The 18,506-nt window shown below is 66.9% G+C and carries 17 protein-coding genes; 9 read left to right on the top strand and 8 right to left on the bottom strand.

The window, feature by feature from the left end; genetic code table 11:
- Positions 1–235: 235 nt before the first annotated feature.
- Complete coding sequence (locus tag H7841_14915) at positions 236–3,574, top strand: PAS domain S-box protein (GenBank protein ID MEO5338164.1); 3,339 nt, start codon at positions 236–238, stop codon at positions 3,572–3,574.
- Here the strand turns inward: H7841_14915 and H7841_14910 are convergent.
- Genes H7841_14910 through H7841_14895 form a run of 4 tightly spaced genes read right to left on the bottom strand, consistent with a single transcriptional unit; the run spans position 3,546 to position 9,169 of the window.
- Positions 3,546–4,427 carry a 4-(cytidine 5'-diphospho)-2-C-methyl-D-erythritol kinase gene (locus H7841_14910; GenBank protein ID MEO5338163.1) on the bottom strand — a complete coding sequence of 294 codons (882 nt, stop codon included), beginning with the start codon at positions 4,425–4,427 and terminating at the stop codon, positions 3,546–3,548. The genes H7841_14915 and H7841_14910 overlap by 29 nt on opposite strands.
- On the bottom strand, positions 4,420–6,180 hold the full coding sequence (locus H7841_14905; GenBank protein ID MEO5338162.1) for a tetratricopeptide repeat protein: 1,761 nt from the start codon (positions 6,178–6,180) through the stop codon (positions 4,420–4,422). The genes H7841_14910 and H7841_14905 overlap by 8 nt, the downstream gene beginning before the upstream one ends.
- Before the next feature lie 42 nt (positions 6,181–6,222).
- Complete coding sequence (locus H7841_14900; GenBank protein ID MEO5338161.1) at positions 6,223–7,854, bottom strand: electron transfer flavoprotein-ubiquinone oxidoreductase; 1,632 nt, start codon at positions 7,852–7,854, stop codon at positions 6,223–6,225.
- Between the two features lie 40 nt (positions 7,855–7,894).
- Positions 7,895–9,169: a zinc-ribbon domain-containing protein gene (locus tag H7841_14895; GenBank protein MEO5338160.1), complete on the bottom strand. Its 1,275-nt coding sequence runs from the start codon at positions 9,167–9,169 to the stop codon at positions 7,895–7,897.
- A 138-nt stretch (positions 9,170–9,307) separates the two neighbouring features.
- On the opposite strand from H7841_14895, the gene ftsE reads away from it, so the two are divergent.
- Genes ftsE through H7841_14875 form a run of 4 tightly spaced genes read left to right on the top strand, consistent with a single transcriptional unit; the run spans position 9,308 to position 12,317 of the window.
- Entirely contained in the window at positions 9,308–10,069 is a 762-nt protein-coding gene (ftsE, locus tag H7841_14890) for a cell division ATP-binding protein FtsE (GenBank protein MEO5338159.1), read from the top strand.
- A complete protein-coding gene (locus H7841_14885) occupies positions 10,066–10,941 on the top strand; it encodes a cell division protein (GenBank protein MEO5338158.1) in 876 nt (291 codons plus the stop codon). Before ftsE ends, H7841_14885 begins: the two co-directional genes overlap by 4 nt.
- Positions 10,942–11,574, top strand: a complete 633-nt coding sequence (locus tag H7841_14880; GenBank protein MEO5338157.1) for a YdcF family protein — start codon at positions 10,942–10,944, stop codon at positions 11,572–11,574.
- Positions 11,571–12,317 (top strand): 1-acyl-sn-glycerol-3-phosphate acyltransferase, encoded by a 747-nt coding sequence (locus H7841_14875; protein MEO5338156.1) that lies wholly within the window; start codon positions 11,571–11,573, stop codon positions 12,315–12,317. The genes H7841_14880 and H7841_14875 overlap by 4 nt, the downstream gene beginning before the upstream one ends.
- Here the strand turns inward: H7841_14875 and H7841_14870 are convergent.
- Complete coding sequence (locus tag H7841_14870) at positions 12,302–13,441, bottom strand: iron-containing alcohol dehydrogenase (GenBank protein MEO5338155.1); 1,140 nt, start codon at positions 13,439–13,441, stop codon at positions 12,302–12,304. The two genes, H7841_14875 and H7841_14870, sit on opposite strands and share 16 nt — an antisense overlap.
- Before the next feature lie 162 nt (positions 13,442–13,603).
- On the opposite strand from H7841_14870, the gene H7841_14865 reads away from it, so the two are divergent.
- Complete coding sequence (locus tag H7841_14865; protein ID MEO5338154.1) at positions 13,604–13,897, top strand: AbrB/MazE/SpoVT family DNA-binding domain-containing protein; 294 nt, start codon at positions 13,604–13,606, stop codon at positions 13,895–13,897.
- Positions 13,894–14,298, top strand: a complete 405-nt coding sequence (locus H7841_14860; protein MEO5338153.1) for a putative toxin-antitoxin system toxin component, PIN family — start codon at positions 13,894–13,896, stop codon at positions 14,296–14,298. The genes H7841_14865 and H7841_14860 overlap by 4 nt, the downstream gene beginning before the upstream one ends.
- 146 nt (positions 14,299–14,444) lie before the next feature.
- Here H7841_14860 and H7841_14855 read toward each other — a convergent pair whose 3' ends face one another.
- Complete coding sequence (locus H7841_14855) at positions 14,445–15,548, bottom strand: branched-chain amino acid ABC transporter substrate-binding protein (protein MEO5338152.1); 1,104 nt, start codon at positions 15,546–15,548, stop codon at positions 14,445–14,447.
- Between the two features lie 135 nt (positions 15,549–15,683).
- Between H7841_14855 and H7841_14850 the strand changes: the two genes are divergently transcribed.
- Complete coding sequence (locus tag H7841_14850; GenBank protein MEO5338151.1) at positions 15,684–15,920, top strand: type II toxin-antitoxin system PrlF family antitoxin; 237 nt, start codon at positions 15,684–15,686, stop codon at positions 15,918–15,920.
- On the top strand, positions 15,917–16,315 hold the full coding sequence (locus H7841_14845; protein ID MEO5338150.1) for a type II toxin-antitoxin system VapC family toxin: 399 nt from the start codon (positions 15,917–15,919) through the stop codon (positions 16,313–16,315). The genes H7841_14850 and H7841_14845 overlap by 4 nt, the downstream gene beginning before the upstream one ends.
- On the opposite strand, the gene yihA is transcribed toward H7841_14845, so the two are convergent.
- Positions 16,310–16,948 (bottom strand): ribosome biogenesis GTP-binding protein YihA/YsxC, encoded by a 639-nt coding sequence (gene yihA, locus H7841_14840; protein ID MEO5338149.1) that lies wholly within the window; start codon positions 16,946–16,948, stop codon positions 16,310–16,312. The two genes, H7841_14845 and yihA, sit on opposite strands and share 6 nt — an antisense overlap.
- A partial coding sequence (gene yidC, locus H7841_14835) for a membrane protein insertase YidC (GenBank protein MEO5338148.1) occupies positions 16,945–18,506 on the bottom strand: 1,562 nt, incomplete at its 5' end. The genes yidC and yihA, both read right to left, overlap by 4 nt.

Genomic DNA, 18,506 nt, shown 5'->3' with positions numbered 1-18,506 from the left:
CACGCTCGCGGACGGCACCGGCGTCGCCGCCCGCCTGCTCGCCGAGGGCCATGGGGTGCCGGCCGGCCGCGGCCGGGCCGACGCCTGTTCCCGGTGACGCGAGGCATGGCGAAATCTCCATGGGGTCCGCCATATTCGGTTCCCTATTCGATGGGCCGAAATGCGGACTTGCCTTGACCCGTTGGAACCATGTTAGCATGTGCGGAATGGGGTTGGGGCGTACAACGGGGGGGCAATGTCTTACTACCGCCGGATTGTCCTTGTCTTCCTTCTCGCCGCCGTGGCGGCGGTGGCGGTGGCGTCGGCCTTTTTCCAGCATGCCTTCGAACAGGCCGCGTTGCGGCGCCTGGAGTCCAGTCAAGGGGCGGTGGCGAACGAACTCTCCAAGGATATCGAAGGCGTCCTCGACAGCGCGCGGCGCGACATCGAATTCCTCGCGGCCCATTCCGCTTTCCGCTCCCTGCCCCACGCCCAGGATATCGACCGGACGATCAACGGCATTCCCGAACACCTGGATCGGGCGAAGCGCGATCTGCTGGAAACGCTCCACAGCAAGGACCGCCGTTTTTCCGTCCTGTTCGTCCTGACGCCGGAAGGAGATCACTACATCTCCCATCCCTTCGCCGTACAGCGGTCGCTGAAGAAATTCAACCTGTCCGACCGTCCCTACTTCCGCGAAGCCGTCACCAGCCGGGCCACCGTGATCTCGGACCGGTTCCTGGGCGCGGACGGAATTCCGGCGGTGGCTCTCGACACGCCGGTCTTCGGGCCGGACGGCGCCATCGTGGCCCATGTGGGAGGCGTGGCGCATCTCGACATCCTGTCGCGCTGGATGGCCCCCGGCCATATGGCGCCGTTCCAGACCGGTTTCCTGATCGACCGCCAAGGCCAGTTGATCGCCCATACCGATCCCGCCTTCCTCAACACCGGCTTGGACGACCGGTACGCCGGATACGCCAAGGCCTGCGCCGGTTGGAACGAAGCGGGAGGAGAGAGCCTCGTCCACCTCCATCCCCTTGCCGCCGGCTGGTGCTTCGGACTCATCGCGGATCGCAGCGCGGTGCTTGGGGAAGTTCGGGCCCAGGCCCTGTCCACCTCGGCGGTCGCCGGAACCTTGATCCTCCTGGTCACCGGTCTCGGCATCCTGGCGGTGGCGCGCCTGGGTCGCCGCGGGGCCCTTTCGGAAGCCGCGCTCAAGGAAAGCGAGGAGCGTTACCGGACCTTGTTCGACACCGCGCCGGACGCTGTCCTCGTGCACCAGGACGGACGCATCCGGTTCGCCAACCCGGCGCTCGCCGATCTGTTGGGAGCCCCGGCGGCCGAGGCGCTGGTCGGGCGGGAGATGACGGATATCGTCCACCCCGACTTCCGCGCCGCCATCGCCGGCCGCATCCAGGAAGCCGAGAAGGATTCTTCCGCCGACTCGGCGACGGAACAGAAACTGCTGGCCGTGAATGGAGAGCCCATCGATGTCGAAGTGACGGGCCGTCGAATCACGGTGAACGGCCGTCCGGCCGCCATGGTCGTGCTGCACGATATCCGGGAACGCAAGCGCATCCAGGCCGAGCGCGACCGCTTCTTCGAGATTTCACTGGATTTGCTCAGCATCGCCGACACCCACGGCTACTTCCGCCGCCTCACGCCACGCTGGACCGAGGTGCTCGGCTGGAGCGTCGAGGAGATGCTGGCCAAGCCCTTCCTGGAGTTCATCCATCCCGACGACGCTCCGGCAACCATCGACGCGATCTCCCGCCTGCGGGAGAACAAGCCGATCCTGGCCCTGGTGAATCGCTTCCGTTGCCGCAACGGCACCTATCGGTGGCTGGAATGGACCGCCTTCCCCGAACGGGGCGAGACCATCTACGCCATCGCCCGCGACATCACGGTGCGCCGAATCCACGAGGCGGAGATCCACCGCCTCGGCCGCCGCCTGGACCTGATCCTGCGGGCCGTCGGAGAAGGTCTCTGCGGTCTCGACTGGGACGGCCGCATCACCTTCGTCAACCCGGCCGCCGCCCGCATGCTGGGCTGGGACCCGGAAGCGATGATCGGCCTCGACATGCATGCCGTCTTCCATCATTCGCGTCCCGACGGATCGGCCTACGCGCTCGACGAATGCCCGATGCGCCAGACCGTTCTGGACGGCAAGTTCCGCCATGTCGAAGACGAGGTGTTGTGGCGTCGCGACGGCACGCCCCTGCCCGCCGAATACACGGTCACCCCCATCGAGGAGGAGGGCCGCACCATCGGAGCTTCCGTCGTCTTCCGCGACGTCGGGGACCGGCGCGAGGCCGAGGCGGCCATGCAGCGCTACAACGCGCTGCTGGAATGCATCGGACGCATCCAAGGCCGCTTCATCGGCGAGTATGACGCCCACGATCTGTTCGACACCCTGCTGAAGGACGTGCTGACTTTGACCGGCAGCGAGTTCGGCTTCGTCGCCGAATCCTGCGGCGCCCCGGACGAACCTCCTTGCCTGCAAGCGCTGGCGATCTCCGACGTTGCCTGGGACGAAGCGACCCGCCGATTTTTCGCCGACAAGGGAGCGAGCGGCTTTCGCTTCACCGGAACCGAAGGCCTGCATATCGCGGCGGCGGTGACCGGCCGACCTGTCATCGCCAACGACCCGGCCCGCGACCCGCGCGCCAAAGGCCTACCAGACGGGCATCCCAATCTCGGATCATTCATGGGCCTGCCCCTCAAGCGGGGCGATACGGTGATCGGGGTGATCGGCTTGGCCAACCGTCGGGACGGTTACGACGAGACCCTGGTCGACTATCTGGACCCCATCGTCACCGCCGCCGCCCAGATCGTCGATGCCCACAAGATGGACCGCCTGCGCAAGGCCATGGAGGCGGACCTCACTCTCAAGACCAACCAGCTCGAATCCTCCAACGCCGAACTGCAGTCCTTCGCCTACGTCGCATCCCACGACCTGCAGGAACCGCTGCGCATGGTCACCAGCTACCTGCAACTCCTGGAGCGACGCTATTCGGAGGCTCTGGACGACCAGGCCCACGAATTCATCTCCTATGCGGTGGACGGTGCCCGGCGCATGCAACGGCTGATCAAGGACCTGCTCGAGTATTCGCGGGTCGGCACTCGCGGCAAGCCCTTCGCCGAGACCGAGATGGAACGCGTCTTCGGCGATGCCATGACCAACCTGACGGTGGCGGTCGCCGACGCCAAGGCAACGGTGACCCACGATCCTTTGCCCAAGGTCTGGGCCGACGAGACCCAGATGGTCAGCCTGATCCAGAACCTGGTCGGCAACGCCATCAAGTACCGGGCGCCCGGCCGCGACCCGGCAATCCATCTGCACGTGGAGCGCACGGGAATGGAATGGCTGTTCGCCGTGCGGGACAACGGTATCGGCATCGACCCCAAGCACTTCCAACGCATCTTCATGGTCTTCCAGCGCCTGCATTCGCGCCAGGAATACGAAGGCACCGGCATCGGGCTGGCGGTCAGCAAGAAGATCGTCGAACGCCACGGCGGGCGGATCTGGGTGGACTCGGTCGCCGACGGGGGATCGACCTTCTATTTCACCCTGCCGGCCGAACACCTGGGGTAAGTTCCAGCAACGGACCGGCCTGCACCCACCAGGCGGGATGGGCGACGGCGATGTCTCGCACCGCACGCTCGGCCTCCGGCGCAGCTTCGTAGAGGCCGAAGCAAGTGGCCCCGCTGCCCGACATGCGGGCCAGCAAGCAGCCTTTGGACGCCTCCAATGCCCGCAGCACGTCCCCGATCGCCGGGGCGATGGCGATGGCCGGCGCCGCCAGATCGTTTCCCCGTTCCTTCAGCAGGGCCGCGAAACGGCGTGCGTCGCGGGGCGTCTCGGCGAAGGGGGCCGGCGTCCCGAAGGGCCCGACGCGGGCCCCGAACACCGCAGGGGTTGCCACCGGCAGACCGGGATTGACCAGCACCAACCAACAGGACGGCAGGGGCGGCGCGGGTTCCAGGCGCTCGCCGATGCCGGAGGCGAAGGCGGCCCGGCCCATCAGGCACATGGGGACATCGGCCCCCAGGCCGAGAGCGACGGCCATCAATTCCTCGGGAGACGGCGAGACGTTCCACAGGTCCAGCAGTATCCGCAGGGTCGCGGCAGCGTCGGCCGATCCGCCGCCGATTCCCGACGCCGGGGGCAGCCGCTTGGTCAACCGGATGGCCGCACCCCGTTCGACCCCCGCCAGCCTTTGCAGGGCGCGGGCGGCGCGCAACACCAGATTGTCGTCCCCGGTCGGCAGGCCGGCGGCGAAAGGCCCGTCGATGACGAGCGTCACTCCATCCGCCGGTTGAGCGGCGAGGACGTCGCCCACTCCCGCGAAGGCGATGAGGCTGTCGAGCAGATGATAGCCATCGGCCCGCCGTCCAACCACATGCAGGTAAAGATTGATCTTGGCCGGAGCGAAGCCGTCAACCATTCCCGCCCTTCGGTTGAATCGGCTTTTCCTCGGCCAAGCCGTCCCGCAGCTTTCCTTCGACCGCTTGGCGGACGTCGGGCTCGGGATCGAGAGCCAGGGAGCGGCGCCACTGGAACCGGGCCTCCTGGTGCCTTCCAACCCGCCAGTAGGCATCGCCCAGGTGATCGTTGATCACCGGGTCGGCGGGTCGCAGTTCCACGGCGCGTTCCAGTTCCTTGACGGCGGAGTCGTACTTGCCCAGGCGGTAGTAGACCCAGCCCAGGCTGTCGATGATATAGCCGTCGTTGGGCTTCAGCCGTACCGCCTTGCGCAGCATGTCCTGGGCCCGCTCCAGATGCAGCCCCTGCTCGACCCAGGTATAGCCCAGGTAGTTGAGCACCTGGGCCTGATCGGGCTTGAATTCCAGGGCTTTGAGGAAGTCGGCCTCGGCACGCGGCCACTGCTTGGACCGTTCGAGGGCGATGCCGCGGGCATAGAGCAGCCCCCAGTGCTTCGCCTCAAGGCTCGGTCCGAGGCGGGTCACCGCCTTATCGTAGGCCTGGACCGCCTCGGCGAACCGTTCGCGGGCTCTGAGCACGTCGCCCAGGTCGATATAGGGATCGGGATCGGCGGGAGCTTCCTCGGCCATGGCGGACAGAATGGCGACCGCCTCGTCGGTTCGGTCCATGCCGTCCAGGTTACCCGCCAAACGCAGGCGCGCCGACCAGGAATAGGGCGACTTGACGTCGATGGATCGATAGACCGCGTTGGCCGCCTCCAGCCGGTCGTCGCCTTCCAGGACGGTGGCCAGCAGCAACTGCGCCACCGGATAGTTGGGCCGCAGCAGCAGGGACAGACGGACGAAGACCAGCGCCATTTCGCGCAGGTTCTGCTGGCGCAAGGTGCTGGCGATGCCGAACAGGGATTCCGCCGCCCCGGCACGGGCATCGGCCACGTCGCGCGGCGGCAGACCGCCATTCTTGAGGCGGGCCAGGGCCGGCCCCAGATGCCGCCCGGAGCCGGACTGGTTCAGGTAGCGGTCGTAGAACTCGCGGGCCTTGTCCCCCTTGCCCGTGCGCTCCATGAAGCTGCCCACCAGCTCGGTGAAGCGGAGCGTCAGTTCCGACTGGGCGGCGGCCACCGCCAGATAATCCTTTTCGGCCTCCGCCATGCGACCGGCCAGGTCGTTGATCAGCGCCGCATGCAGGTGGCGGAGCACCCGCAGGCCCTCGGTCTCGCTCAGCTTGTCGAGCGCCTTGACGGCTTCGTCGGTCCGCCCTTCGCCGGCCAGCGCCCAGGCGGTCAACATGGGCGCCATCAGCAGATTGATGCCCGAATCGGCCATCCCCTTGAGCCGCTTGGTGGCATCGGCGTAGCGCCCGGCGCGGATGTCGTCGGCCGCCACGACGTAGGCGGCCAAGGGATCGGCGGGGTCCGTCTCCGCCACCCCGCGCCCCAGGTCCGCCGCTTCAGGGAACAGGCCTTCGGCGGCCATCACGGCGAAGGTCCGACGCCGCAATTCGGCGTTGGCCGGGTCCTTGGCGAGGGCACCGCGCAGTTGATCGACCGCCAAGTCGAGGCGATGGTCCAACTGGGCATGGCGGCCCGCCAGGTAGTTGCCGGTCAGCGACCGGCCGACGACCTGGGCCGGCCCCGTCGGCTCGCCGGGAGGCGCCGCGACCTCGGCACTGCCGCTGACGCAGCCCGCCAGGGCCAGCGCCAACCCGAGGATGAAGCGGCCGCTGTGAGTCAGGGTCTTGTTGTTGCCTTGCATTGTCCGATCCGAATTTCCTGAAGCCGCCATTCTAGCCGGGCCTTACATGTCCGTATAGAGCGGTCCGCCACCGCCTTCGGGCGGCACCCAGAGGATGTTGCCGGTGGGGTCCTTGATGTCGCAGGTCTTGCAGTGCAGGCAGTTCTGCGCGTTGATCCTGAGCTTGGGCCAGCCGCCCTCGGTGACGTATTCGTAGACGCCGGCCGGACAGTAGCGGGCCTCGGGGCCGGCGTAGAGAGGAAAGTTGACCTCGGTGGTCCGTGCCGCGTCGCCCAGCACCAGATGGCAGGGCTGGCCCTCGCGATGGTTGGTGCCCGACAGATAGACGGAGGAGGCCCGGTCGAAGGTCAGCGTTCCGTCCGGCTTGGGATAGGCGATGGGCGGGCAATCGGTGGCATGGCGGAGGGCTTGGTGGTCGGCCCCGCGATGGTGCAGGGTCCAGGGCTCCTCGCCCTTGAACAGCATGGCGCCCAGGGCCGCGTTGGCCAGTCCCGCCCAGAGCCCCCAACGGAAGGCGGGGCGGACGTTGCGCGACCGCCAAAGCTGTTCCCAGACCCAGGACCGCTTCAGGGTCTCGGGGTAGGAGGCGGACATCTCGACATCGGCGTCGGCCGAGTCCAGGGCGGCAAGGGCGGCCTCGGCGGCCAGCATGCCGCTTTTCATCGCCGTATGGGCGCCCTTGATGCGGGCCACGTCCAGGAATCCGGCCGCGTCGCCGATCAGGGCGCCGCCGGGAAACACCAAGCGCGGCAAGGCCTGTGGCCCCCCTTCGACCAGCGCCCGCGCGCCATAGGCCAGCCGCCGCCCGTCTTCGAAGGTCGATCGGAGGGCGGGATGGGTCTTGAGCCGCTGCATCTCGGCGAAGGGGTCCAGGTGAGGGTTGGTATAGTCGAGCCCCACCACCAATCCCACGGCGACCCGCCGGTCTTCCAGATGATAGAGGAACCCGCCGCCGTAGCAGCGCGAATCCAGTGGCCAGCCCGCCGTATGCAGGACCAGGCCGGGCCGATGGCGGTCGGGCGCCACCTCCCAAAGCTCCTTGATTCCAAGGCCGTAGGTCTGGGAATCGCGGCCCGCATCCAGCCGGAAGCGCCGGATGGCCTGCTGGGAAAGCGAGCCCCGACAGCCTTCGGCCAGCAGGGTGAGCCTGGCCCGCAGCTCCATGCCGGGAGCGAAGGCGGGACCGGGACTCCCGTCCTTGGCGAGCCCCATGTCGCCGGTGGCGATGCCGACGATGCGGCCTCCTTCCTCCAGCAACTCGGTGGCGGCGAAGCCGGGATAGATTTCGACGCCCAATTCTTCCGCCCGTTCGCCCAGCCAGTGGCACAGCCGGCCCAGGCTGATAACGTAGCAGCCACGATTCCCCAGATTCGCGGGCACCGGCAGGGGAAGGGCGCGCTTTCGCCCAAGAAGAAGGAAGCGGTCGCGGCGGGCCGGGGTAGCCAGGGGGGCGTTCCGTTCCCGCCAGTCGGGCAGCAGTTCGTCGAGGGCCCTGGGATCGAAGACGTTACCCGACAGGACATGGGCCCCCACCTGGGCGCCCTTCTCCACCAGGCAAACGGACAGATCGCGCCCCGCCGCCACCGCCACTTGGCGCAGCCGAATGGCGGCGGCCAAGCCGGCGGGACCGGCGCCGACGATCACCACGTCGAATTCCATCTTGTCCCGCGGCATGGCAGCCGTCCCTTTCGAGGGGCTCGCGGTGGCGAGCGGCCTACTTCTTTTCGGCCTTACCGTCCGGTGCGGCCTCGGCCTTGACGAAAGTGACCTCGAGCCGCCGCGCCGTCGCCGCCGGCTCCACCAGGCGCGCGGTGAAGTTCAGCGTCTCGCCGGGCGGGACATCGGCCGCCACCGGCGGCACGACCAGGAACTGGACTTCCTCGTTGCCCGAATTGAAAAGCGACACTCGAATATGGGGCACCGGCCGCGGCTGGTCGGTGATGTTGGAGATCTGGCCGGTAACCACCAGGACCTCCTTGCCGTATTCGAGCAGGCGTTGCGAATTCACCTTGCGGATGTCGAGACCGGCACCCACGGGCTCCCCGTCGAGGCCAACGGTCTCGTAAAGGCTGGCCAGATCCGGCCAGACCTTGACGATCTCGTGGCGGGCCACGATGGCTCCGGTAATGATGCCGCCCACCAGGATGGCCGCCATGGCGGCGACGATCTTGCCGACCATGCCCCCGCCCTTGGCCTCCTTGTGGCGCAACGCCGGGATCTTGGCCAGGTCGATGTCCTCGTCGTCACCCGATTCGGGGGACTTGAAGACCTCCGGAATCGGCTCCGGGTCCGGCAAGTCCTCGATGCTGGTTCCTTCCAGCTCGTCCCGCGGGGAGCCTCTGCCGCCACCGGAGAACGACTCGATGGGTTCAGGTTCGGCATCGTTGCCGAACAGGTTGTCCAATTGCTCCTGGCTGAGCGCCGGTCCCTCGTCGACCTCCAGGCGGTCGTCTTCGAGGATGGGTTCGGGCTCCGGCTCCGGAAGCGGTTCGGGTTCGGGCTCGGCGAACATCGCCGGCGTCCGGAAAGACTTCCGCGGATCCACCAGTTCCGGCTCCGGCGGCGGAGGGGGTGGAGGGGGTGGAGGCGGCGGAGGTGGAGGTGGAGGTGGTGGAGGTGGAGGTGGGGGTGGCGGCGCATAGACCTGCTGCGGCGGCATCGGAGGCGGGCCCGCGAATCCCGGATGGCCGGCCGGCGGCATATAGGGATAGGGTGGCGGCATCGGTCCCGGCGGCATGTAGCCCTGGGCCTGCGGCATGCCGTAGCCGGCACCGGCGAAGGCCGGCTGGGGCATGAACCCCGGCATGAACGCCTGCGGCGGCGGCGCATATTGGGGCCCGGCGGCCCGCAAGGGCGGCGGCGCGGCATGCACGGGCGCCTGGTGCCACTTGTTGCCGCAGTTGGAACAACGCACAGTCTTGCCGGCCGCGCCGAGAGACCCCGGATCGATCGAGTAGCGGGTAGTGCAGACGGGACAGGTAATGATCATGCGCCGACCCCGCAGTATGCCTTTGTCGGTTATAGGCTTTCGAGGGAGTCGGCGCAAGACGCCAAGGTCACACCCAGGCTGGACGCCAAGGGTTTCCTCGTGTCATTGTGCCTTCCTCGGAACGGGCACGGAAACGGAATGATTGCGAGCGACGAAAGCGTGATTCGCTTCGAGAACGTCGGCCTGCGCTACGGACTGGGTCCGGAGGTGTTGCAGGACGTGACGTTTGCCTTGGCTCCGGGCTCCTTCCACTTCCTGATCGGTCCCAGCGGCGCCGGCAAGTCGTCGTTGCTCAAGTTGATGTATTTGGCCCACAAGCCATCGCGGGGATTGATCTCGTTGTTCGGCCGCGACATCGCCGTGACGCCCCGGCACGACCTGCCCGCCCTGCGCCGGCAAGTGGGCGTGGTGTTCCAGGAATTCAAGTTGCTGCGCCACCTGTCGGCCTTCGACAACGTGGCCCTGCCGTTGCGGGTTTCCGGGGTGCGCGAGCCCGAGATTCGCAAGCACGTCACCGAATTGCTGGCTTGGGTCGGGCTGCAGAATCACATGAACGTCCGCCCCACTACCCTGTCGGGAGGCCAGCAACAGCGGGTCGCCATCGCGCGGGCAGTAATCGGCCGGCCACGGCTGCTGCTCGCCGACGAGCCGACCGGCAACGTCGACGACCGCATGGCCATGAAGCTGGTCCATATGTTCGAGGAACTGAACAAGCTGGGCACCACCATCGTCATCGCCACCCACAACCTGGCCCTGGTTCAGCGTTTGGGGCGGCCGGTCCTGGCGCTCGACGGCGGGCGGTTGTCCCTGCGTACCCCGGTACCGCCGCGCGAGACCGATGCCGAGGATGCCGACGAATACGGACTCGGACTGCAATCGGCCGCGGGAATCGCCCCATGATCGCCCGCACCGACCTGGCGATCGAACGCGATGCCCTGGGCCGCTTCCTGCCCTGGATCGTCGCCTTCATGGTTTATCTGGCCTCGCTCGCCCTTGCGGGCGTGCTGGCCTTGGATGCCATGGCCCAGCGGTGGGACCACGGCGTGGGTGGCACCCTCACCGTGCAGTTGGTGCCCGTCAAGGGCGAGGCCAACGACGAGCGAATCGAAGCCGCCATCGCGCTGCTGCGCGAGACTCCCCAAGTGGCCCGCGTCCAACTCATCGAGGCCAGCCGCATCATGGCGCTGTTGGAACCCTGGCTAGGAGGAGTCGAGACCCTGGACGACCTGCCCCTGCCCATCCTGATCGACGTCGAGGTCAAGCCCGGCGCCGCCATCGACCGCCAGGAATTGGCGAAAAGGCTGCAGGCCTCGGTTCCCGGCACCTCCGTCGACGACCACCGCATCTGGCTGGAGAAACTGGTGCGGCTGATCCGCACCGTGCAGATCCTGGCGCTCGCGATTTTCGGGCTCGCCCTGTTGGCCTGCATCGGCACCGTGATCTTCACCACCCGCACCGGCCTCGCCATCCATCACGAGGCCATCGAGGTGCTGCACCTGATCGGCGCCCAGGACAGCTACGTCGCCCGTCAATTCGCCGGCCGCGCCCTCTCGATGGGCCTGCGCGGCGGGCTGCTGGGCGTGGCGCTCGCCATCCCGACCCTGATCGGCCTGGTCGCCTTGACGCAACGGATCGAGGGCGGCCTGATGCCGGAAATCGTCTTTTCCCCCACCCATTGGACGGTCTTCGTGGTCCTGCCCGTTCTGGCCGGCCTGATCGCCATGCTGACGGCGCGCCTAACCGTCATGGGCGCCCTGGCGAGGATGCCCTAGATGGCCGGCCCCGTTCCCCGTCGTCTGCGTTCGCGCCGCGCCTTCGGCCGCATGGCGGTTTTCGCCCTGGTGGCCGGGGGTCTTTGGACCTGGGGCCTGGTCTGGTTCGCCGGCCTGATTCCCGGTGTCGCCACCGACGACCTCCAGCCGACCGATGCCATCGTGGTGCTGACCGGCGGCAGCGGCCGCCTGGACGTCGGAATCGACCTGTTGGCCGAGGAGCGGGCCAAGAAGCTGTTCATTTCCGGCGTATTTCCGGGAACCGAAGTCCGCCAACTGCTTCGTACATTCCAGCGCAATCCTCATTATCTGGAATTCCGGGTCGACGTCGGTACCGCCGTCAACACCCACGAAAACGCCACCGAGACCGCCGACTGGATGCGCGAACAGGGCTATACCTCACTGCGCCTGGTGACCGGCAACTATCATATGCCGCGCAGCCTTCTGGAGTTCGGCGCCGCGCTGCCGGACGCCGTCATCGTCCCCCACCCCGTCTTCCCCGAGCACGTAAAGCGCGACTGGTGGGCTTGGCCGGGCACCGCCGGACTCGTACTGCGCGAATATACGAAGTATATGCTGGTCCTGGCACGCATCGCCGTTCTCGACACCGTGATTCCGCCCCGTAAGACATGACGGAGACCCCTCCTTTGCCGGTCCTGCGCTCCATCGCCTTCAACGTCCTGTTTTTCACCGGCACGCCGATCTGGCTGATCTTCATGCTGGTCTTCATGGTTCTGCCGCCGGCCGGCCTGCGCTGGGCGGTACGGATATGGGCCGGTTACATGATGTTCTGCCTCAAGTGGACGGTCGGCCTTACCTACGAGATCCGCGGGCGCGAGAACATTCCCCCCGGCCCGGTGCTGATCGCCAGCAAGCACCAGTCGGCCTGGGACACGGCTATCTTCCTGTTGCTGATCGACAGCCCGGTCTACATCATCAAGCAGGAACTGTTCGGCATTCCGCTCTGGGGTTGGTACGCGCGGCGCTACGGCAACATCGGCGTCGACCGCAAGGCCGGCGGTTCGGCGCTCAAGAAAATGGCGGCCGGATCGGTGGCGGTCCTCGAGTCGGGACGCTCGGTGGTCATCTTCCCCGAAGGCACCCGTACCGCGCCGGGCGCCCGCCAGCCCTACCATCCGGGCATCGCCTCGGTCTACACGCGCATCGAGGCGCCGGTAGTGCCGGTGGCCCTCAACTCCGGCCTGTTCTGGGGCCGACGGACCTTCATGAAGAAGCCGGGCCGCGTCCTACTGGAGTTCCTTCCCCCCATTCCCAAGGGTCTGGAACGCCGTGCTTTCATGGCCGAGCTGGAAAACCGCATCGAGACCGCGACGGATCGCCTGATGGCGGAGTCCCTGGATCAGCCCACCCGCTGAGCCAGGGCTTGGCGCACCTGGTCGGGGGTCATGTCCTCCTTCTCGCCCAGGCGCGCGCCCCGTTCGGCGAAACGCGCCGCCACCCGGTCGGCGGCATCGGCGGGAATGCCGTAGTCGGCAAGGGTGGTCTTGACCCCCAGGGACCGGAAGAATTCCTCGGTGCGGTCGATGGCCGCTTCGGGATCGTCGGTGCCGAAAACCCGCCGGCCGTACTGGACCAGCTTTTCCCGCTTGGCCGCCAGGCGGACCCGCAGGACTCCCGGCAGCACCACCGCCAGGGACTGGGCGTGGTCGATGCCAAAGAAGGCGGTCAGTTCGTGGCCGATGTAATGGGTCGACCAGTCCTGGGGCACGCCGCAGGAAATGGTGCCGTTCAGGGCTTGGGTCGCACACCAGAACAGGTTGGCCCGGGCGTCGTAGTCGCGGGGCTCCGCCAGGGTCTTGGGGCCTTCCTCCAGGAGGGTAAGCAGGATGGCTTCCGCCTGGCGGTCCTGCAGGGGCGCGGCGCAGGGATAGGTGAGGTACTGTTCCAGCACGTGCACCCAGGTATCGACGATGCCGTTGGCCACCTGGCGGGGCGGCAGGCTGAACGATGTGGCGGGATCGAGCACCGAAAAGACCGGATAGACCAGCGGGCTGCCGAAGGGCAGCTTTTCCTGGGTCGAATCCCGCGAAACCACGGCATAGCCGTTCATCTCGGACCCCGTGGCCGGCAAGGTAAGCACACACCCCAGCGGCACCGCCGCCTGGACGGGGGAGTTTTCCGAGACGATGCGCCAGGGATCGCCATCGGCGAACGGAATCGCGGCGGCAACGAACTTGGTGCCGTCCAGCACCGATCCGCCCCCCACCGCCAGCAGGAAGGCGACCTTCTCGCGCCTTGCCAGATCGACGGCGCGCATCAGGGTCTCGTAGCGGGGATTGGGCTCGATGCCGCCGAATTCCAGGACCTGGCGGTCGATTAGCGCCGCCATGACCTGGGCCAGCACCCCGTTGGCCTTCACCGATCCGCCGCCATAGGTCACCAGCACCGGCCCATCCTTGGGCACCAAGTCCCCCAGATTGCCGATGGCCCCTTTGCCGAAGGCGATACGCACCGGGTTGCGATAGTCGAATCCGAACATGGCGGGGCTCCGTCGAAGGTTGACGCGCCGCGATCCTACCGGGCGGCGCGCAAGGGGGCAACGGGGGCCGACGCAAGATGGCCGTCCCCCACCTTGCAAACCAGGGGGGAACGCGGCTACACTGATTAATGATTTCCAATTTTTGTAAATTCAGAGGGTTCCATGCCGCTCGTCACCGTCAAGCCCAGGTTTCAGGTCACCATTCCGGCGAAGCTGCGGACCCGCGCCCATGTGCATGAGGGCGACATCCTCGAGGCGACCCTGGTCGAGGGCGGGATACTGCTGCGGCCCAAGGCGGTGGTCGACCGGGATGCGGTAGCGATCAATGTGGAAGCCCTATTGGGCAATGTTCCTAGCGTTCCCGGCGACCAGGGGAAGTCCGAGGATGAGATCATGGATGAAGTCGTTTCCGAGATCGCTCGGACACGGGCATCGCGACGCAAGCGCGGCCGATGAAGGTCGTGCTTGACTGCAATGTCCTCGTGTCGGCGGCGAGGACGGATGGCGTGTGCCGGGCCGTCGTCATCGAGACTGTTCGTCGCCACGAGATCGTGCTCTCGTCGGCGATCCTTGCCGAGTACCGGGAAGTTGCCGAGCGCCCGAAGCACGGGCCATGGAGGGATGCCTTGCTTTCCCTGATCGACCTTTTGGCCCGGGTGGCCTTCAAGGTCGAGCCGGAGGAAAACGAGTTCGACCTTCCCGATCCCGACGACGAGGCGTATTTGGCAGCGGCCGAGGCAGGACCGGCGGCGGCCCTGGTGACCGGCAATGCCCGCCACTTTCCCGCCGGTCGGTATGGGAAGGTCGCGATCCTTACGCCGCGGGAGTTCCTCGACCGTTTCGCCGGAACACGATGACGCTGAGACCATATTGGCAGCGCCGATGGGCGGGGACCGATGCCGAACCGGGGGACTTTCTCACCCCCGAGCATCTGGCCCGGGCGCGCGCGGCCGAAGACGGCTTGTCCGCGTTTCTGGACAGCCTCGGCTGGAACTGACCCCGGTTACTTCGGCGCGTAGTCGTAGGTGCCGTTGCTCCAGCGGTAGACGGTGTAGGTCTCGCCCACGACATCGCCCTTGGCGTCGAAGCTCAAGGGACCCAGGACGGTGTCGAACTTGCCGGCGTGCAGGGCGGCGCCGACGGCCTGGGACTTGGAGGTCTTGGCCTGGGCCATCGCCTGGGCGTAGGCCTGGAAGGCCGCGTAGGTGTAAAGCGTATAGCCCTCGGGCTCGTAGCCGGACTTGCGGAAGCGCTCCACCACCGGTTTGGCGCTCGCATTGCGCCGGGGATCGGGGCTGAAGACCATCAGGGCGCCCTCGGCGGCCGGCCCGGCGATGCTCCAGAGTTCCTGGGTCATCAGGGCGTCCCCGCCCATCAGCACCGCGTTGGTCCCCGTCTCGCGCATCTGGCGCAGGATCAGGCCGGCCTCGGTGTGGTAGCCGCCGTAGAACAGGAGGTCGACCTGTTCCGCCTTCAGGCGGGTGACCACGGCGTGGAAGTCCTTCTCGCCGTGGGTGACGGCGTCGTAGAGCATTTCCTTGACGCCCAGGCGGTGCAATTGCGCTCGGGTCTCGTCGGCCTGGCCCTTGGTCGCCACCTGCTTGTCGTGCAGGATCGCCACCCGGGCGCCGGGAAACTTGGCGGCGATGTAGCTGCCGGCCACCAAGCCCTGCTGGTCGTCGTTGCCGCAGGTGCGGAACAGGGTCTTCATGCCGCGCCCGGTCAGCTTGGGCGCGGTGGCGCCGGGCGAGATCAGCACCATGTTCTCCTCGGCATAGACGTCGGAAGCCGGAATCGCCACGCCGGAACAGAAGTGCCCGACCACCAGCGAGACCCCCTCGGCCGCCAGCTTGTTGGCCACCGCCACCCCCTGCTTGGGATCGCAGACGTCGTCGGCCAGCTTGAGCGTCACCTTCTGGCCCAGGATGCCGCCGGCGGCGTTGATGTCCTCCACCGCCTGCTCCGCCCCCCGGCGCAGCTGTTCGCCCACCGAGGCGTAGGACCCGGTCAGCGGCCCTACCAGGGCCATGGCGATATCGGCGCGGGCCGGCAAGGCCAGGGTCAATGCGAAGGCGGTCGCAAGGGCGATTTTCGTCGGACCGGTCATGTGCCTAACCCCCAAGAAAACGGACATTCCGATCTTACCCCGGTTGCCTTGACGATGACCAAGGATAATCGCAAGGCGGAAATTCCTTGTTTCCTTGGATGAAGTAAGGATAATGGAAATGGGAAAGGAATCGTCATGCCGGTCGTTACCTTGACATCGAAAGGCCAGACCACCATCCCCAAGGATATTCGGGATCACCTGGGCCTCCAGGCGGGCGACAAGTTGCGTTTCCTGATCGATGCCGACGGGCGGGTTACCCTGGTTCCCAACACGATCCCGGTAAAGGACCTGAAGGGGATTCTTCCCCGACCCGCGAGTCCGGTTTCCCTGGACGCCATGGACGCCGCCATCCGCAAGCGATCCCGGCCGTGATCGGACTCGATACCAACGTCCTGGTCCGCTACCTGGTGCAAGACGACTTGGTGCAGGCCGCAGCCGCGACCCGTCTTGTCGAGACGCGCTGCACCAAGGAAGCGCCGGGATTCGTCAACCGGATCGTCCTCTGCGAATTGGTCTGGGTGCTGGAAAGCGCCTATCGATATCCGAAGGACAGCATCGCCGCTGTCCTGGACCGGTTGTTGCGCACCGCGGAACTCGTCATCGAGGATGCCGAGTCGGCCTGGTTGGCTCTCCAGGCCTATCGCGGCCTGGGCGTCGATTTCCCGGATGCCTTGATCGGCCTCGCCAATCGGGACCGGGGCTGCGAGGGGACCGCGACCTTCGATGGCCGGGCAACGAGGTTGGCGGTCTTCTTCAGCCCATCATGACGCCAGGGCCGCCAACTGGGCGCGCAGTTCGGGAATGCCGCGGCCTTCCCGGCTGGACGTCGCCAGGACATCGGGATGGGCGGCCGGGTGCTTGGCCAGTTCGGCGCGGGTGCGTTCGATCAGCGCCTCGAGCTCGGGCGCCTTGATCTTGTCGGCCTTGGTCAGCACCACCTGATAGACCACCGCCGCCTTGTCCAGCATGCCCATCACCTCGCGGTCCACGTCCTTGATGCCGTGGCGGGCGTCGATCAGCATGCAGCACCGGCGCAAGGGCGCGCGGCCCTTCAGGTAGGTCTTGACGAGGCGGGTCCAGCGTTCCACCAGCGGTTTGGGCGCCTGGGCGTAGCCGTAGCCGGGCAGATCGGCCAGCATCAGACGGTCCCCCAGGTTGAAGAAGTTGACCTGCTGGGTGCGTCCCGGCGTGTCCGAGGTGCGGGCAAGGGTCGAGCGTCCGGTAAGTGCGTTGATGAGGGACGACTTGCCGACGTTGGAGCGGCCGGCGAAAGCCACCTCGGGCAGGGCGTCGCCGGGAATCTGGTCCAGTCCCGCCGCGCCAAGCACGAAAGCGCAAGGGCCGGCGAACAGACGCCGGCCCTCTTCGATCGGACGGTCCGCGTCGTCGGAACCGGTCACGAGGTCAGGCTCACCTTGACGCCTTCCTTCTTCATGATAACCCACTGCTGCGCGATGGACAGAATGTTGTTCCAGGCCCAGTAGATGACCAAGCCGGCCGGGAAGGTCGCCAGCAGGAAGGTGAACAGGAAGGGCAGGATCATGAATATCTTGGCCTGCACCGGATCGGTGGGCTGCGGGTTGAGCTTCTGCTGCAGCCACATGGTGGCGCCCATGATGAGCGGCCAGATGCCGATCATCAGGTATTCGGGCGGCGCCCAGGGGATCAGGCCGAACAGGTTGAAGATGGTGGTCGGATCGGGCGCCGACAGGTCGTGTATCCAGCCGTAGAAGGGGGCGTGGCGCATCTCGATGGTGACGAACAGCACCTTGTAGAGAGCGAAGAACACCGGAATCTGCACGAAGATCGGCAGGCAGCCGGCGGCCGGATTGACCTTCTCCCGCTTGTAGAGCGCCATCATCTCCTGGTTCAGGCGCAGCTTGTCCTCGCCGAAGCGCTCGCGCAGCTTTTCCATCTGCGGCTGCAGCTTCTTCATGCGGCTCATGGCGCTGTAGGACTTGTTGGCCAGCGGGAACATGGCCCCCTTGATAAGCACGGTCAGCACCAGGATGGCGAGGCCGAAGTTGGGGACGTATTCGTGGATGACCACCAGCAGATAGAAGATGGGCTTGGTCAGGAAATAGAACCAGCCGAAGTCGATGGCCAGGTCGAAACGGGCGATGCCCAGCGTCTCGGCATAGCGGTCGAGCAGCTTCACTTCCTTGGCGCCGGCGAAGAAGTAGGTGGTGGCCTCGGCGGCCGCTCCGGCCGCCACCGTCAGCCGTTCACCCAGGATGTCGGCCTGGTACTTGTCCAGGTCGCCGTCGCGGCTGTGGACGAAGCGGGTCGACACCTTGGCCTTGGGCGAGGCCGCGAGCGTCGTCAGCCAGTACTTGTCGGTGATGCCCAGCCAGCCCCCGGTGCTGTCCTGCTTGGCAACGCCCTTTTCCTTCATGTCGGAATAGGAAATCTCCTTCAGGGTATTGTCGAACACCCCGAGGACGCCCTCGTGCAGGATGGCGTAGCCGGTGGTCTTCGGCGTGCCGTGGCGCGACACCAGGCCGAAGGGATGGAGGGCCGCCGCCCCCTGCCCCAGGTTCTCGACCTTCTGGGAAACTGTGAACATGAAGTCGTCGTCAAGCGCGTAGGTCTGCGAGAAGCGCAAACCCTGGCCGTTGTCCCAGGTGAGCGTCACCGGCCGGCCGGGTTCCAGCACGTCGGAACTGGCCTTCCAGACGGTGTCGGCGCCGGGCATGGTGCCGCCGCCCGCCGCCACCCAGCCGAACTGGGCGAAATAGGCGTCCTTGGCCCCGGCCGGCGACAGCAGCACGATCTTGGCCGAATTGCCGTCCAGGGTTTCCCGGTAGTTGTTGAGCGCCAGATCGTCGATCTTGGCGCCCGTCAGGGCGAGGGAGCCGCTCAGGCGCTTGGAGCGGATGGCGACGCGGGGACCGGCGGCCAGTGCGGCCTCGCGGGTCTTGAGAGGCAGGGCGGCGGCCGGTCCCCGCGTCGCCATCC

The sequence above is a fragment of the Magnetospirillum sp. WYHS-4 genome (assembly GCA_039908345.1).
GTDB lineage: Bacteria > Pseudomonadota > Alphaproteobacteria > Rhodospirillales > GLO-3 > JAMOBD01.
Note: the sequence above shows the minus strand (reverse complement) of the source record. Positions and strands in the feature narration are given on the sequence as shown.